Origin of the sequence: Roseibium sp. (assembly GCF_965216085.1) — a bacterium.
Taxonomy (GTDB): domain Bacteria; phylum Pseudomonadota; class Alphaproteobacteria; order Rhizobiales; family Stappiaceae; genus Roseibium.
The window spans coordinates 3,687,233-3,703,443 of the sequence record NZ_OZ244138.1; the positions used below are offsets into that span (position 1 = coordinate 3,687,233).

General features: G+C 55.1%; 16 protein-coding genes. 7 read left to right on the top strand and 9 right to left on the bottom strand.

Going from position 1 to position 16,211, the window contains the following annotated elements; all coding sequences use genetic code 11:
- Positions 1 to 52: 52 nt before the first annotated feature.
- From ACOOFE_RS17300 to ACOOFE_RS17310, 3 genes are all read left to right on the top strand, one after another.
- Positions 53 to 295, top strand: coding sequence for a DUF6455 family protein (locus ACOOFE_RS17300; RefSeq protein ID WP_168206554.1), 243 nt, complete (start codon positions 53 to 55; stop codon positions 293 to 295).
- Positions 296 to 564: 269 nt separating this feature from the next.
- On the top strand, positions 565 to 1,836 hold the full coding sequence (locus tag ACOOFE_RS17305; protein WP_420411197.1) for an agmatinase family protein: 1,272 nt from the start codon (positions 565 to 567) through the stop codon (positions 1,834 to 1,836).
- The gene (locus tag ACOOFE_RS17310; RefSeq protein WP_420411198.1) at positions 1,817 to 2,362 is read left to right on the top strand and encodes a DUF3299 domain-containing protein; all 546 of its coding nucleotides are present in this window, start codon (positions 1,817 to 1,819) and stop codon (positions 2,360 to 2,362) included. The genes ACOOFE_RS17305 and ACOOFE_RS17310 overlap by 20 nt, the downstream gene beginning before the upstream one ends.
- A gap of 39 nt (positions 2,363 to 2,401) precedes the next feature.
- Here the strand turns inward: ACOOFE_RS17310 and ACOOFE_RS17315 are convergent, their stop codons facing one another.
- Positions 2,402 to 2,707, bottom strand: coding sequence for a phosphatidylglycerophosphatase (locus ACOOFE_RS17315; protein WP_420411199.1), 306 nt, complete (start codon positions 2,705 to 2,707; stop codon positions 2,402 to 2,404).
- A gap of 204 nt (positions 2,708 to 2,911) precedes the next feature.
- On the opposite strand from ACOOFE_RS17315, the gene ACOOFE_RS17320 reads away from it, so the two are divergent.
- Together ACOOFE_RS17320 and ACOOFE_RS17325 are read left to right on the top strand one after the other, a co-directional pair.
- Entirely contained in the window at positions 2,912 to 3,166 is a 255-nt protein-coding gene (locus ACOOFE_RS17320) for a hypothetical protein (RefSeq protein WP_420411200.1), read from the top strand.
- A 281-nt stretch (positions 3,167 to 3,447) separates the two neighbouring features.
- Positions 3,448 to 3,705, top strand: a complete 258-nt coding sequence (locus tag ACOOFE_RS17325) for a YjhX family toxin (protein ID WP_420411201.1) — start codon at positions 3,448 to 3,450, stop codon at positions 3,703 to 3,705.
- A 148-nt stretch (positions 3,706 to 3,853) separates the two neighbouring features.
- Here the strand turns inward: ACOOFE_RS17325 and ACOOFE_RS17330 are convergent, their stop codons facing one another.
- A complete protein-coding gene (locus ACOOFE_RS17330) occupies positions 3,854 to 5,755 on the bottom strand; it encodes a PhoX family protein (protein ID WP_420411202.1) in 1,902 nt (633 codons plus the stop codon).
- A gap of 234 nt (positions 5,756 to 5,989) precedes the next feature.
- Complete coding sequence (gene soxR / locus ACOOFE_RS17335) at positions 5,990 to 6,457, bottom strand: redox-sensitive transcriptional activator SoxR (protein ID WP_420411203.1); 468 nt, start codon at positions 6,455 to 6,457, stop codon at positions 5,990 to 5,992.
- Between the two features lie 99 nt (positions 6,458 to 6,556).
- Between soxR and ACOOFE_RS17340 the strand changes: the two genes are divergently transcribed.
- The gene (locus tag ACOOFE_RS17340; RefSeq protein WP_420411204.1) at positions 6,557 to 6,946 is read left to right on the top strand and encodes a VOC family protein; all 390 of its coding nucleotides are present in this window, start codon (positions 6,557 to 6,559) and stop codon (positions 6,944 to 6,946) included.
- Positions 6,947 to 7,106: 160 nt separating this feature from the next.
- Positions 7,107 to 8,252, top strand: a complete 1,146-nt coding sequence (locus ACOOFE_RS17345) for a DSD1 family PLP-dependent enzyme (RefSeq protein ID WP_420411205.1) — start codon at positions 7,107 to 7,109, stop codon at positions 8,250 to 8,252.
- 57 nt (positions 8,253 to 8,309) lie between these two features.
- On the opposite strand, the gene ACOOFE_RS17350 is transcribed toward ACOOFE_RS17345, so the two are convergent.
- The 6 genes from ACOOFE_RS17350 to ACOOFE_RS17375 form a co-directional block, all read right to left on the bottom strand.
- A complete protein-coding gene (locus tag ACOOFE_RS17350) occupies positions 8,310 to 9,077 on the bottom strand; it encodes an SDR family NAD(P)-dependent oxidoreductase (protein ID WP_420411206.1) in 768 nt (255 codons plus the stop codon).
- 156 nt (positions 9,078 to 9,233) lie between these two features.
- Positions 9,234 to 10,589, bottom strand: coding sequence for an adenylate/guanylate cyclase domain-containing protein (locus ACOOFE_RS17355; RefSeq protein WP_420411207.1), 1,356 nt, complete (start codon positions 10,587 to 10,589; stop codon positions 9,234 to 9,236).
- 77 nt (positions 10,590 to 10,666) lie between these two features.
- Positions 10,667 to 11,842: a helix-turn-helix transcriptional regulator gene (locus ACOOFE_RS17360; RefSeq protein ID WP_420411208.1), complete on the bottom strand. Its 1,176-nt coding sequence runs from the start codon at positions 11,840 to 11,842 to the stop codon at positions 10,667 to 10,669.
- A gap of 296 nt (positions 11,843 to 12,138) precedes the next feature.
- Positions 12,139 to 12,963 carry an MBL fold metallo-hydrolase gene (locus ACOOFE_RS17365; protein WP_420411209.1) on the bottom strand — a complete coding sequence of 275 codons (825 nt, stop codon included), beginning with the start codon at positions 12,961 to 12,963 and terminating at the stop codon, positions 12,139 to 12,141.
- A 10-nt stretch (positions 12,964 to 12,973) separates the two neighbouring features.
- Positions 12,974 to 13,432, bottom strand: coding sequence for a cyclic nucleotide-binding domain-containing protein (locus ACOOFE_RS17370; protein WP_420411210.1), 459 nt, complete (start codon positions 13,430 to 13,432; stop codon positions 12,974 to 12,976).
- A 93-nt stretch (positions 13,433 to 13,525) separates the two neighbouring features.
- Positions 13,526 to 16,111 (bottom strand): ABC transporter transmembrane domain-containing protein, encoded by a 2,586-nt coding sequence (locus tag ACOOFE_RS17375; RefSeq protein ID WP_420411211.1) that lies wholly within the window; start codon positions 16,109 to 16,111, stop codon positions 13,526 to 13,528.
- Positions 16,112 to 16,211: the final 100 nt, after the last annotated feature.

A 16,211-nucleotide genomic window follows, 5' to 3' on the forward strand; every position in this document is an offset into this window, starting at 1 on the left:
ATTGAATTGCCGCAACCAGACACGCAGGAGAGAGGAGAAACCTGTGAACTGGATGGACCGATTGAACGAACGCGCCGAGCTTATGGGACGCATGCTTGAGACCATAGGTGCGATGAAAGGCCTGCCTGGGGAGGACCACGCCGACATCGACCTGGAAGTCGCAGCAAGGCGTTGCATCAGTTGCGAGGGAACAGAAGAATGCCGGCATTGGCTCGACAGCCATTCCGATGGGGCAGACGCGCCTTTAAAGGCGTGTCCGAACGCGGCGCTGTTCCAAAGCTGGCTGAAAGTCTGAACAAATGGCTCCCGCGTCCCTTGTTGGATGCGGGGCCAATTCTTTTTGCAGTTTCCTTAAATACATCTCATTGCGATGCGCGCATGTCGTGAGGCGTCATTATTCACCGCCCAAATGGCTGCACCGGGCGATTTTGCCCCCTCTCGGGTCGTCTTTGCCTGATTTCAAAAACCGGCAAATTGCAAGTCGCCCGCCATCTTTGACACGCTGACATCTAGCGTAGTTATTCTCTCATGCTAGTCTGCCTGGACAAACAGGGAGGATGTCACATGCGCTGTGTTACGACCTTACTATTGAATCTGCTGGTGTTCTGGTGCCTGACTTTGCCGGCATCCGCACAGCTCTTCGGTCACGAGTATGAGGGAACGCAAGCCCCCATTCGTGAAGGAGAACAGCCGGTCGTCCCTCTCGATACTGAAGATCCGACCTACAACGCCTGGCGCACACCTCTCCCCAGTTTCGAGGGATCAAAGGAAGGCCGCACGCCCGGACTTGTGGATCCGCAGCGATTTTATGGCCAGGGCTATATGCAGCTGCCAACCTTTCTTCATCAACCGCTGGCCTTCACCCCCGAGGATCTGGCGGCTGGCAAAGTTGATGTGGCCATTATGGGGGCCTTCACGGATATGGGCGGAGGAGCCCGCGGGGCCTCGCGTGGCCCCAACGCGGTTCGCAACTCGTCGATTTACCTCGGTTACGGTGCACGGCAGCCGCATATGCATGTCATGGTCGATCCGCTGCAGGACATGACGGTGGTTGACTATGGCAATGCCCCAAATGACATGATGAGCACGGAACGTACGATCCACGCCGTCCGCTCTTTTGTCCGCCAGGCGGCAGAAGTTCAACATGAAGACGGCAGCCGTGTCATTCCTTTCATTATAGGCGGCGATCATTCTCTGATGTATCCGGACGTTGCTGCACTCACCGATGTCTACGGCAAAGGCAACGTTGGCGTTGTGCATTTCGATGCTCACTACGATGCCGGCAAATACGGCATGGGCCACCTGATCAACCACGGTATGCCCGTTTATCGCTTGATCGAAGAAGGCCTCGTGGAGGGCAAGAACTTCATCCAGGTTGCCTTGCGCGGTTATTATCCCGACGAAAAGGCTTTCGAATGGATGCGCAACAATGGTTTCCGCTATCACACCATGGCCGAGATCGAACGGCGCGGGTTCGACGCTGTGATGGAAGACGTGATCAAAGAGGCAAATGACGGCCCAGAGTACATCTTCGTTTCATTTGATATCGACACGCTTGACCCGGCATTCGTGCCTGGAACCGGCACACCTGAGCCTGGCGGTCTGATGCCGCGCGAGGTGTTCCCGATCATTCGGCGGTTGTGCGCAGAATCGAATGTGATTGGCTTCGAGCTCGTGGAGCTCGCGCCTTTGATGGACCCGACCTATGTGTCAGCACTGAACGCCAACAGGGTGATCCGGGAATGTCTGACTGGCATCGCCATGCGCAAGCAAGGCCTGACCGACCCGCACTACCTCAGTCCTTTGACGGTCACGCATGGCCAAAGCGGAAACTAACCGCCTATTCCTGAGCGTTTTTGCACTTTATTGGGTTTGGGGCGGATCGGCACAAGCAGACCCTGTGACGGTAACCTGGGCCGATCTGCGCGCAGATCGGCCGCCGTCCTGCGAAACTTTGATTGAAGGTTACCAATCTCCGGCGAAGTGCAGCCAGCAGGCGGCCTCGGCCCGGTTGCTTTCCCGTCAGTACGAGAAATGCACACCAGGCAGGAGCGACCTCAACGATCAAGTTGTCCGGATTGCCGGATACGCTCACCCGCTTGAATTCGAGTTTCGGGATGTAAAAGCTTTTTTGCTGATACCGCCTTTGCGCCAGGATTGCAGCCACGCGCCACCGCCCCTACCGGACCAAGTGATTTCGGTGAGCTTTCCAGATGGCCTTAATGTGAACGCCGATCCGGTCTGGGTGACGGGCAGGCTTACAGTCGAGCGCGGCAAAACACATTTGGCAACGGCCCGGTACGCGCTCGAGGCAATATCGGTCACGCAAGCAACAATCCCTGAGGTCGCTGCCGGGAAATGAGATTTTGCAGGTCTTCGGAAGTTCTAGCCGTCGTTCTGCCTAGTCGGCAGCGCCCCGGCGGCGGTTGAGCCAGTAAGCAATGCCGCCTGCGGCGGCCCCGCCAATAAATCGGAAAGGAAACATCGCCAGTGCGCCAGCATCCTGGGATATAGGCAGCGGCAGCTGAATCAGGCCGACTGCCGCTTCCAATATCAACGAGAGCGCAGCCGCGGCAAAACCGGCAATCCAAAGTTTGCCGGGCTGATCAGCGCGCCAGCCGAGATAGATCCCAATCAACAGAGCGAAGGGGTTCAAAAAACCGGACAGGGTGAAGAGGTCAACCCATGTGTCAGAAAGCGTTACCATAGCGCTGTCTTAGCGCCGCCATCCCCAAAAAGCGAGTGCAATTGCGCCTCCGCTTTCGTATACGGCCAATCAAGCTAACAATACTCCACTTCAGCCCATTTTGTTCCTTTACAATCACACCGTCCTAGAGAATGAATGACGCATTGAAATATTCTCCTCTGAAATCGAAAGTTTCGAACTCAAATCTGTTCGAGAAATATTGAAATGACCGCACAGGCATCGGACGCTGAACAAGATCTGACAATCGGAACACTTGAGGAAAGTGACCGGAGACTGGGAATTATCTGCGGTCACTGCAGCCGGTTCCGGTACTTGAAATCTGCGCGCTATGCTGCCGATCTCACGCTTTCAGCTCTCGGCGCCTCTTTGACCTGCTCAAGATGCGGATCAGACGATGTCCAGGCTATTGCCATCAGCCGGGATCCCGAAAATGGGTATTGGCCAGCAGAGCGCAGCTGATATCCCCCCATCTTGCAAGATTGCAACACCTGTCCCGTCTTGACCGGCCGAACCGGTCTGATCTCTTGTGGTGTTTTTGCCTTTGTGATATCGCCTGAACCGCATTCTTTGAGAGGTTTTATGCGCGGATACAACGAGTCCCGGTAAAACCCGGTTCGTTTCAGGACCCTTCAGCGAAGATTGAAGGGCCCAAATTAGCCGGGTCAACAAAAGTCCCACGCCGCATGCGTCTGCTGCGGTGATAGGTTTCTTTTGCTCAAAGAACAAGAATTCCCTTAACAATGGACATATCGAAAGCCGAACAGCGGGTTCTGCACCTGCTGGCTCAGGGCGGCTATATCCTTACCGAAAAGGACGAGGACGGCCGTATCTTGAAATACGAGACAATCACCCGCGATGGCTGGTTTTGGGCGGGCTGCTCGCCGCAGCTTTTTCACAAACTGAAGTACCGCAGGCTGATCGCCTCAAAGAAAAGCGGGCCTTACCGGATCACCCATCTGGGCTTGCGGCGCGTCCGCTCTCAGCTGGACAACCGGTAACGGCTCCTCCTCACAATACTGCCCCGGACTTGATCCGGGGCCAATTTTTACACATCAGATCAGGTCCCGGCTCAAGGTCGGGACGGCACAAAAGAAAAAGCGCGCCGGAAATCCGGCGCGCTTCTAGATTTGACCAAAGCTGTGAAGGTTAGCCGATCAGAGCGTTGTCCGCGCGCTTGACGGCGATGACGGCTGAGCGGGCCAGTTTGCCGTCGCCGTCCGGGAACGGTGCTTTCGGGTGCTGAATGCCGACAAAAAGCGTGCGGCGGTCAGCGGACCAGGTGACACCCGTCACTTCGGCGCCATAGGGCACGGTCATGAAACGCTCGATCTGACCGGTGACCGGGTCGCCAACCAGCATCTGGTTGTTGCCCATACCAGCAAAATCGCCTTCGTTTTTGTAGTTGCCGTCCGTCTGGATCCACAGAAGGCCGGATGAATCGAACATCATGCCGTCGGGCGAGTTGAACATGTTGCCGGCGTTGACGTTGGACGAGCCTGCATAGGCACTGTCACCGTGAACCTCCGGGTTGCCGGCCATGACATAGAGATCCCACTTGAAGGCACTTGCGCCATGGTCGTCATTGGCCGGGTACCAGCGGACGATTTGGCCGTAGTTGTTCTTCTCGCGCGGGTTCGGGCCGTTGACGGCGGTGTCGTCGCCACCGGCGTTCGGTTTGACGCCGCGGTTCTTGTTGTTGGTCAGCGCGCAGTAGGCTTCAACAGACACCGGGTTCACAGCTACCCATTCCGGACGGTCCATGGTGGTTGCGCCAACTTTGGACGCTGCCATGCGGGAGAATATGCAGATCTCTTCCTTGCTCATGCCGGTTGCTTCCGGAGTGAGAGCCACCCATTCACCGTTGCCGTCGTCAGCGAACTTGGCAACATAAAGCTGCCCGTCGTCCAGAAGACCATCGGTTGGGGCGCCCGGCGTATAGGTGCCATTGGAGACGAATTTATAAAGGAACTCGCCGCGCTCATCATCGCCCATGTAGACAACGACCTGGCCGCTCGGCGCGAGCGTACAAGCGGCGTTTTCGTGCTTGAAACGGCCGAGAGCTGTGCGTTTGACCGGCGTTGAATCCGGGTTGGACGGATCAATCTCAACAATGTAGCCAGCCCGGCGCGGCTCGTTGCCGTTTTTGGAAATGTCGAACCGCGCGTCGAATTTTTCATAGCTGTAGCGGCTCTCGTTGGAAATACCGTAGCGCTTGTAATCATCCGGGCGCTCGAAAGTATCATCGGTGGAACCAAAATAACCGTTGAAGTTTTCTTCGCAGGTCAGATACGTGCCCCACGGTGTCTTGCCCGCACCACAGTTGTTGAAGGTGCCAAGGGACTTGGTGCCGGTTGGGTCGGCGTCGGTCTTCAAAAGGTCATGACCGGCCGCCGGACCGGAAATCCGCATTTCCGTATTATGGGTGATCCGGCGGTTGAACGGGCTGTCGACGACCACTTTCCAGCCGTCCGCCCCTTCTTCAACTTCCATGACGGTCACGCCCTGGAAGTTCTGCAGCATCTTGACATCGTCAGCCGACTGCGGCTTGCCGTCCCCGGTGTGCGGCAGGTTGATCTTCGGGTTCACATATTCGCTGTTGACGGCAATCACTTGCTTGTCGCCAACAACAAACAGCTCCATGCCGTCGGTGTTTTCGCCAAAGACGCGGCCGGAAGACGCGACCGGAACACCCGTCTCGCTGTCAAAATCAGCGGCGTCTGAGAACAGCTTATCGCCCCATTTCACCAAGATGTCCCAGATATACCCTTCTGGAACATGCACGGTCGCATCGGTGGCAATGCCAACCGGGGCGAAAGCAAACCGGCCGGATGCCGCCTGAGCTTGCACAGATGTGGACGTCATCAAGCTGGCACCGGTGCCAAGGCCCATAACAGCCGCACCGGAACCAAAGGCAACCAGACCGCCAAGGAAACCGCGGCGTGACAGGCCCGCGTCAACAACACGGTCAAATTCGGTGATTTCTTCGGTCGGACGAACCAGTTCGTCCCACTCGTCCCAGGACAATTCGTCTTTGTTGATATCGGTCATGATTGCTCTCCAGAAGGATGGCTACTTAGATACGCTCATATGTGAGGTAAACAGCGATACCGAAAACAGCGTGACGCTAGCATGACAACAACGCCAAAGTTTCCCTGTTCAGCCACGGGATAAACTTGCTTTTGATCGTCATCGAACGAACGAGTTTGGCCGCCTCCCTTATAAAACCGCTGTCTCCTAACTTTTGGCCGGCAGACCGGGTTTTCAAATTAATTTTCGGAAAGGTCAGCCCTCGTCCGGCAGATCGGGAACATCTCCCAAAAGATAGCGCGGGCCCCGCCCGTGGCGGCTGGCGGCATCGCCGGCATTGTAGAGCTTGCATTTCTGCATCGACAGGCAACCGCAACCAATACAGCCATCCAGTTTTTCCCGAAGAGCCATCAATCCCTCAATCTTCCGATCAAGATGCGCCCTGAAACCCCGGCTGATTTTGGTCCAGTCCGACTTTGTCGGCGCCCGGCCGTCCGGCAATTTCTTGAGTTGTTCAGCAATCTCGGTGATTGAAAATCCGAATTCCTGTGCCACCAGCACAAAGGAGAGGCGCCTTATGTCGGCACGCAAAAACCGCCTCTGACCGCCAGTGTTGCGCACGGAGGTGACCAGGCCTTTTGTTTCGTAAAAGCGGATCGCCGACACCGACACCCCTGTCCGCTCGGCCAGCTCCCCGATTGATAATAAATCCGTGCCTTTCACAAGCGTCTCCAAAAAATGATGTTTCAGCCCTTGACCTCAACTTAACTTGAGGAATTATCTCTGGTGTCCAACACAAGTCAAATCTTGAAAGGACGCACAATGTCAGGCGCATTTTTAGAACATGTGAACGTCACCGTGAGTGATCCGGAGGCAACAGCAAAACGGCTGAATGACTGGTTCGGCTGGGAGATCCGCTGGAAGGGTGACAGCTTGGGCGGCGGCACCACCTACCATATCGGCAATGATACCAGTTATATCGCCGCCTATACGCCGCCAAAGAAGACCGAAGCTCTGCAAGGTGAGAGCTACGGTATCCGCGGTGGTCTCAATCACATTGCGGTCGTTGTCGATGATCTTGACGCAACGGAAGAGCTGATCAAGGCTGGTGGTTATCAGACCAAGAACCACGCCGACTACGAGCCGGGCCGCCGGTTTTACTTCGATGATGACGACGGCATCGAGTTCGAAGTGGTCAGTTATTCGGACTAGCAAATCCTACGAACCAGAACGGTATCAGATGCCGGAAATACTGCCCCGTCTCCCAAAAGTTTTGAGAGGCGGGGGCGGTCTGGCGAACCCTCGATTGGCAATAGGAAAATGATCTGCTGGCGTTTACGGTGTGTCCGGAATCACGAAGGACGGACCCGGAATGACAATTTCAGACTCTCGATTTGATGCACTCGAAACACCGTCGCTGATTGTTGATGAACAGCGAATGACACGAAACATCAGTCGCTTGGCAGATCACATCAAAATCAAAGGTGGCACGCTCCGGCCGCATTTAAAGACGGTCAAGTCAACGGAGATTGCCAAGCGGCTTTTGACGGATGGAACGGGTCCAGCAACGGTCTCGACCCTCGCAGAAGCTGAAGTGTTTGCCGAAATGGGCGTGCGCGACATCACCTATGCGGTTGGTATCACGCCGCAAAAACTAGACAGAGTCTCAGCAATCCGGGCCCGCGGCTGCGATCTTTCCGTCATCCTCGACAGTGTAGCCCAGGCACAAGCCGTGGCGGATGCCTCAGAACGGCTCGGTCAAAGAATTCCGGCGCTCATCGAAATCGATTGTGATGGCCATCGCAGCGGTGTTGCCCCCGAAGACCCTGTTTTGCTCGAAATTGGCAGGATCCTGGCGGACAGCGCGGAGTTGCGCGGTGTGCTGACCCATGCTGGCGAAAGTTATGAGGTATCGGGCAAAAAAGCGCATGCCGACTTCGCCGAAATGGAGCGCATGGGCGCGGCGCGGGCAGCCGACCGGCTGCGTGCCGCCGGACTACCCTGCCCGGTCGTCAGCATCGGTTCCACCCCAACAGCGCATGCTGTTGAAAATCTCGATGGAGTAACCGAAGTTCGCGCCGGTGTTTATGTCTTCTTTGACCTAGTGCAGGCCGGGATCGGTGTCTGCGACGTTGATGACATCGCCTTGTCCGTCCTGACAACCGTGCTGGGGCATCAGCACGACAAAGGCTGGATCATCACTGATGCCGGCTGGATGGCCATGTCAAGAGATCGCGGCACGGCGGCGCAGGACGTCGATCAGGGCTATGGTCTTGTCTGCGATGAAGCTGGCAAGGTCCTACCAGACCTAATCGTGATCAAGGCCAATCAGGAACACGGCATTATTGCCGTCCGGCCTGGAAGCACAGCTCCCCTGCCAGATCTGCCGCTCGGAACCCGGCTTCGTATTCTTCCCAATCATGCCTGTGCGACAGCTGCACAATATGGCGCTTACCATGTTGTCCCGGCGGTCCCCGGCGCTGACCTCAAAACATGGCCACGGTTCGGCGGCTGGTAACAATAAAAACGGGCGGAGGACCGCCCGTTTTCAATCCCGAAACTCAAGGGCGAACGCTTACCGCGGCGCCATGCGGATCGCGCCATCTAGACGAATGGTTTCGCCGTTGAGCATGTCGTTTTCGCAGATGGCTTTAACCAGCTGAGCATATTCCGTCGCCCGGCCGAGGCGGGACGGGAACGGCACTTGCTGACCAAGGGAATCCTGAACCTCTTGAGAAAGGCCCAGCAGCATTGGGGTCTCAAATATGCCAGGTGCGATGGTCATGACCCGGATGCCGGTTTTCGAGAGATCCCGGGCAACCGGCAGCGTCATTCCGGCAACACCCGCCTTGGATGCAGCATAGGCGACCTGACCGATCTGGCCATCGAACGCCGCAACCGAAGCTGTGGAGACAATGACACCACGGCCGCCATCGGCAGTCACCGGATCAAGAGTGGACATGCCAGTTGCAGCCAAAGAGATGCAGCGGAAAGATCCGATCAAGTTGACCGAAATGACCTTCTCGAACATATCCATCGGATGTGGCTCACCGCGCGACGTGGTTTTACCCACCGGCGCAATGCCGGCGCAATTGACCAGAATGCGTTCCTGGCCGTGGGCCGCGCGGGCTGTCTCAAACCCGGCTTCAACGCTGGCCTGATCGGTGACATCAACGTCGGCAAATACGCCGCCGATTTCCTGCGCAACAGCGGCGCCTTGTTCCGCGTTTCGATCGAACAGCGTCACCTTGACACCTTCCGCTGCCAGCATCCGCGCGGTCGCCGCGCCCAGACCTGACGCTCCACCAGTGACAACAGCTGCCAGAGATTGATCCAGCTTCATCAAAGCCTCCTCAGAATTTAATCTATTGATATTCAACAGATAATTATTAGTTGATTGACGAAAACGTCAATTTGAGAGGCAAAGTGTCTGAGTTTCCGCCATTCGTCAAGCTTGATTGCGCTGATTTGCTGGAAATGCGGAGACTGAGAAGCTGTGTCAGTTAGACAGCACTGCGAGATCGACCGGGTCCGGAATGCCGCCAACCGAGCTTGCACGGCGGATGTCCAAAGCAGGGCCGGAATAACCTTGCGCTTTTGCAAGTTCCAACGATGCACAATCGGTCAAAGCGGTACTTTTCTGCGCTTTATTGGCATCTTCCAGCTTGGCCGCCCGATTAACCGCATCGCCGATCACTGTAAATTCAAGCCGGTCCTTAGATCCGATCACCCCGACCGTGACTGGACCTGCGGCGACCGCCGTGCCGATTCGCAATTCGTACGGCCAGCCGGCATCCTTGAACCGGTCCTGCGCCGACTTGACCGCTTCCGCCAAGCCTTGTGCTGCACGCAAGGCATCGGCGGCATAGGTCTGCGATGGCGCCACGGCGCCAAAAGTGGCCAGGATACCGTCCCCCAAGAACTTATCGACCTGTCCACCTTCGCGGTTGATCACCTCAACGGCCAGATTCTGGTATTCGGCGAGCACCGCCAGAACCTTTTCCGGCGGCAATAGGGCCGATGTCGAGGTGAATGAACGGATGTCAGCATAAAGGATCGCAGCTTCCCGAAGACTGCCCTCCCCGGCCTCCAAGGCTTGGTGGGCATCGGTAATGGAAGACGCCACTTCCGGCGCAAAGAACCGTTTCAGATCCTCAGCTGCGCTATGTTCCCGCGTGGCTTCAAACAGCATCGAACGCCCGCGGAACAGCGCGACGGACAACAGCACCGTGACGGCAAATATGACCATGGTCTTGTCGAGTTCCGCACCGATCAGGATGCTGTTGCCGGTGAGATATTCAACATAGTTGCGGGTCACCCGCATGCCACCCATGTCGGAAAAAACCGCATAGGAAACCAGCCCAAGCCAGCCCGTTATTGCAACAAGTCCGGTGGTAAGGACAAACCTTGGATCAAACCTGAGTGCGCGCAAACCAATGAAGATGAACACATACATCAAGGTCGGCGTTTTCAAATAAAAGGTCGGATGCTGGTCATATTGAATATGAAAAGAAAAAATCAACCCGACGAGAAGTGCCATATCCACGCAAATGGATATCAGCAGAAACCATTGCGGCAATTCAAAGCGATAGGACAGCGCCAGCCGGGTGACTGTGAAGAGGAAATAGGTCCCAAGTGCAATCGGCACAAAATTGAACCCGGCTGACCCTTCCGCCCGGGGCGCAATGATGTAGAGCGTTGAAAAAAACAGGACGAGCGCCAGTTGGACCCAACCGATCAGCCGCTCAGACGCTGCCTCACGCGCTGCGATTTCCGCCCGAACTCGATCAGGCAGGCCGGTATCCGGCGGTCCGCCACGCAAAATATATCGGATGGTTTCGCTCAATCTCGCCATGGCACACCCGTTGACTGTTGGGCTGAATGTCGCTGCTGACGCTCAGTTTGACAAGCCAACCGCGCCGGAATGTGAGCTTATGTGATTGCCCCGGCATTTGGAGCCTCTGGACTGGAGATGCGCAGCTTCTCAACAGCCATAACGAGATCCGCCTGTCGTCGGCAGCCGCATTTTGAAAGCGCCGATTTGATCTGATTGCGCACCGTATGGATGCTCACAGACCGGTGGCTGGCAATTTCGGCTGCTGTCATACCATCTGCCAGAAGTAATGCGATCTCAGCTTCCACCGGGCTCAAACCAAGTGCACGCTGGACCACTCCACCAATCTCCAGAACCGGCGCTTCCGCCTTTAGTGCCAACAAGAGCGCGGCAGTTGATCTGTCAAAAAAAGCGCCAAAGGGCGAGCGGTCCATGTCGCCAAGGCACAATCCGATCGCCCGGCAGGTCCAGCTCTGCCCCCTTTCACCGTCAATGTGCCAGCTTCGGAAGACCGATTGTTTGCCTTTGGATTGAAGGCGCGCCAGCTGAGCAATGCATGTCTGGACGGAAGATGAGGTAAGCCGCAATTTCCCCCCTAAGCTGGTCTGGATTGGCTCACCGCGCTCAATCAACCGTTCAGCTTCCGAGCTGGCATAATGAATCCGCATCTCGGGATCGACCAGAACGACAGCTGTTTGCGATCCCAATTTGTGCTGATCAGCAGCCCATTTTTCAAAGGACAGGCCCGAGATCATTCGGTTGATTTCTAAAGACTGGCGCATGATCGGAGCAATGCGTGCGCACAAGGACAACCAGCGTTGCTCGTGGCCTTCTTGATCTTTGGCACGCATGTTGCCGCCGAACAGGAACATCCGGTTTTCATCACGAAGAAGCAGCGTCCCGCCGCCGTAATAAATGTCCTCTGACGGACGCAGCAAATCGGCATAAAAGCCGGTCTTTTTCATAACCTCGGCAGGGCACAATTCAGTGGAAGAGGCAACTTGGCCCACTGTCATGGCCTGAAAGTTTAGCGCATAAGGATTTTCATCGAGATAGTGCTCTTGGTAGAGCTCCAGGATTTCAGGGTCATAGCCAGATGCATATGCAAGCGGGGCAGCGTTGGTTTCAAGATCGTATCCCATAATCTGCGTGCAGACCTGAGGCCCAAGAACCCTGCCAAGAGAATCAACAACTTGCTGCCAACGATCCGGTTCAGTAGCCGCTGCAAGGATGTGATTGGAAACATCCGCAAATTGTTCAACTGTAACTGGCACACGCGCTCCAATTCCCTTTGGCCCGTCGATCATGTCCAGACCTGAAACATTTTACGATGGCATAGCCCAAATGGGTCATGCCTGCTGCAAGAAATTTGTATACAAAATTCTTGATAGCGTTGATCGCTTTGCTGACACGGAGTTTTCCTCCCAAAGCATCGCGAGTCTGAATTGCACTCATGTGCTCCCACAAGCACGCAATTCAAAAAACGGATCGTTATTGAAAATCCATATTCAAGTTTGGCGGCCGTTTCGGCCGCCTCTTTTTTTGAAGAGCACCGCCAGGGCGCCGGGCGTCACGGTGTCAGAAACATGCCTTCGCGGGCGACGACAGTTCCAGGATGGATTTTTTGCGCCGCTTGGCCAATCTCATCAAGTTCATCATCAGACCGGCATGGATCATGATGAAACAATACCGGCGTTTTGACTTTAGCGGTTTGGGCCAACTCGACAGCTTTTTGCCAGGTTGAATGCCCCCAACCCTTGAATCTTTCATATTCGGCATCGGTGAACATGGCGTCGTAGATCATGATATCCGCGCCTTGAACAAACTTTGGCAACGCGGCATCGATTTCAGGGTCTCCATGTTCATGATCAGTAATGATGCAAATGGACTTGCCTTGATAATCGAACCGGTATCCGCACGCACCGCCCGGGTGGTTGAGGCGCACCGTTTTAATCACCAGATCATCGGTCCTTGGCAGGGCATCTCCTGCCGTAAAGGTTTTGAAGTCCACAGCCTTCAGTGTTTTGGCCGCCACTGGAAAAATCGGCGGCGACATGATCCGACTGACAATGTCCACCAGACTGGTGCCATCTTGGAAATGCCCGGCCCAGGCCGTTACGGAGAAATTGGGGTCGTATGCGGGCTTAAAGAACGGCAGGCCACAAATGTGATCAAGGTGTGTGTGCGTAAACAAGAGATCAAAGGAGCGAGACCCCGCGCAGCACAACTCCAGTCCCAGATTGCGCGCACCTGATCCACAATCGATCTGCACAAGCGCATCACCGGCCCTGAGCTCAAAACAGGCTGTTTCACCGCCATACCGCAGAGTCTTTTGACCAGGCGTTGGTGTCGACCCGCGTACGCCCCAGCACCGAAGTGAGAAATTCTCTGCCACTTACAACTCCTTACCCGCCGCTGCTGCCCTGACGGGCTTCAGCTAGATCCCGGGTCGTGCGTTCCAAACGTAAGGCTAACGTCCGCATCACTTCCAGCGAGATATCCGGAAACTCATTCAAAAGCTTTAAGAAATCGTCTTTTGAGACCATCAGCACATCCATGCTGTTGGCGGCAACCAATGTGGCCGTTCTTGGAACGTCGCAAAGAATTGCGATTTCGCCGACGATGGAGTTCTCCGAAACCTGGGCGACCTTCTTTTCACCCGCCGGAGTTTGAACCAGAACATCAGCATCACCAGCCAGAATGATAAACGCGCTGTCGCCTTCCTCCCCTTGTGTACACAGGCGTTCCCCCGCCTGAAACTCAGTCCTGTCACTGATAAAGGCCAGCAACCGGAGCTTTGTTTCGTCAATGCCGCGGAACAAGGGCACTTTACGCAGTGCTTCAACTTCGGCTTCAAGCGTCACAATCTTCTCCATAGAGCCATTCATTTGGCCCCTTCGTGTTATTCCCCTCAAACCCGGCCTAAGCAGCCGGCCACTTTTCTGTCCGGTACCGTGTTATTTTTTTGCGTCCAATACACGCCCCTGATCCAAGGTAAACCCATGTTCAAATTCAGCGGCAATTTCGGCGTTGGATGTTCCGAACAGAAATGTCTTTCCGGACAATATGCTTCTGAGGTTTTCGCGCAAGACTTTGTCGTCTTCCGTCAATCCAGTCGCTATATCGTCTAAGATGGTTGTTTGTGCGTTTTTTAGAAGCCCGCGGACCAGCGCAATCTTGCGCCGCTGTCCTGCAGACAGTCGCGACCCGGCCACGCCGACATGATAGCCGAACCCGGCAAAAATGATCGGCTGGCGTAATCCGGTTTCTTCAACAATTGTGCGGATCACTTCGTCGATCCGCCGCCGGGCATCCCGGCGGTCGACACGGGCGCGGCCGAACAGCAGGTTGTCTTCGATCGTCAACGGCGGCAGATAAACCTTAGGATCGAACGCGACAAAATCTTGGTTTGCTGCAACGACCTTGTCGAGGAACTTGGTCCGCGCCGCGATGATTTCAGCCTTCAGTTCGTCGGTCATCACACCCAAACGATGGCGGGCCGGGACCAGCTTAAAGGCAAGCCCTGTCAATCTTGAGCGGTCATTATCGGTCAAGCCTGGGCGGGTTTGCCCCGACCGGGCGATCCGCACGATCCGCTCGAACTCCGGCAGATCATCCTGGGTAATGAAGGAGTAAGATCCCAATAGTCCGCTGCTGCCAGACACGTTGGAGAAGAGTTCCAGCATAGTTTCGGCGATCTGGAGACCAATGTCTTGAAGCTTTTTGTCAAATCCATTGCTGGATAAGAACTCTTTCACCACCGGCAAATCGGGCACCTGATCCATTGTGATTTCCGGATCAGACGGAACGGCAAAGAACAAGTTGTCGGCAAGGCTGGCGCTGGCATTGAACGTGCTCGGATCCCAAAGCTCCACAAGCCCGGCAAGTGTCGGATCTGCTGCGATTCTGTCCGCCAATTCTTTGCGCACATTCAAGATCCGTTCAGCAAACGTGTCATTCATCGACGGATCAAACCGGGATTGAAGCCCAAGCCGGTAAATATCGGCATCCAATTTCACCGCAGCCAATAGCTCCAGTGCTTTCAGATCCAAGTCGTCGGCATTGTCGACGCCGGCGATCGCCAGATCATGCCATTCCGCCTCGAGATCATAGGACGGATTTTTTGTCTCTTTAGCTTCGCTGAGGCTTCGTTTGTAGTTTTTGAGTGCGTCGCCTTCACGCTGAACCTCAGTCATCGGCCTATGCCGGAGACCGTAATAGAGGTTTTCCCGAATCGTCCCGGTCCAGACATGGACGGCGCCACCGACATAAGCGATTTCACGGCCAAGGGTTGAATCGGTCAATTTGTCGAGATCGTGATCACCGATACAGACCTTTCCGCTCGCCGGTGACACCAGGCCAGCGGCCAATTGGAGGACTTCCGCTCGGCCCGAACCATCCGCACCGACAATTGCGCTGGAGGTCCCGCTCTTGATCGTAAGGGACACATCGGTCACTTCCTGACCCGCGGCACCACCAGAAAACGCCACATGTTCAAACTTCAGATCACCACGAAGTTTTACAGTTTCATCAGCGGTCAGCCGCTCTGTGTCATAGATGTCTTGCGGATCAAAGTTTTCGACAACCGTTTGGTATTTAATGCCGACATCAACTGTCATCTGGTAATAGGCCAGCAATTCTTTCCAGGGACCGGCAAGGTCCTTATAGGCGGCGATGACAGCCAGCAGAGCGCCGATACTCAAGTTCCCCTCAATCACCAGGTAACCGCCGATCAGGTAGAAGAAGAACGGCGTCAACTGATTCATGAAGTTGTTGAGAAATTTGATGAAAAACTTTCTGTTGTAGATTTCGTAGCGGATCTTGAAGTTTTCAAAGAGGCGGTCGGAAATGTCGGCCGAATGCCAGGCGGAAGCATCATTGGCGTGAATCTCGGCAACACCCGTAATACTCTCGCCTACCTTATCGGAGATCAGACGTATGTTTTTGACCCGCTTGCGTGACAGCAACGCCACTTTCTTTTGCAACATCGGGATAACATAGCCCTGAACAGGGTAGGACGAGATTGCGGCGAGGCCCAGAAGCGGGTCTTGCATAAAAATAAAGCCGAGCTGAACAACCAGCATCCCGCCTTGGTAAGCAGGCAGAGAGAAAGCCTCCCCGACGAAACCGCCAACATCCTCCACTTCCGATGTGATCATCGGAATGATTTCGCCGGAGCTGACTTTGCGGAAATGCGGCAGTCGGAACCTTAGAACACGTTGGAAAAGTTCGAACCGCAACCGGCGCAGCATGCGTTCACCGAGGCGGCCTTTATAAACATTCAAATAAAATTTCAGCCCGTTGGAGACCACCACGAGGGTAAGAAAGCAGCAGCACAGAAAAAGCAAATACGGGATTTGATCGAGGTCGAAGCCCAAAATAGTGCGCGGAAAATTGTCTCCCTGGACTGCGTCATTGACGATCAATTTCGGCAGCTCAAGCAGGATATAGATGACCGGATAGGTCAGAACCGTGATCAGAAGAATGTAGATTTGCTGGCGTGCGCTGTACTTCCAAATGAAGCTAAAAAGGCTTTTTTCCATCAGCTTTTCCGTACAGGTCTGGATCAATCCTAATGCACATTGTCCGAATTTGGGATACTAGGTCCAGCAATCGAACGTGCCTGCCAAGATCGAAACTTGC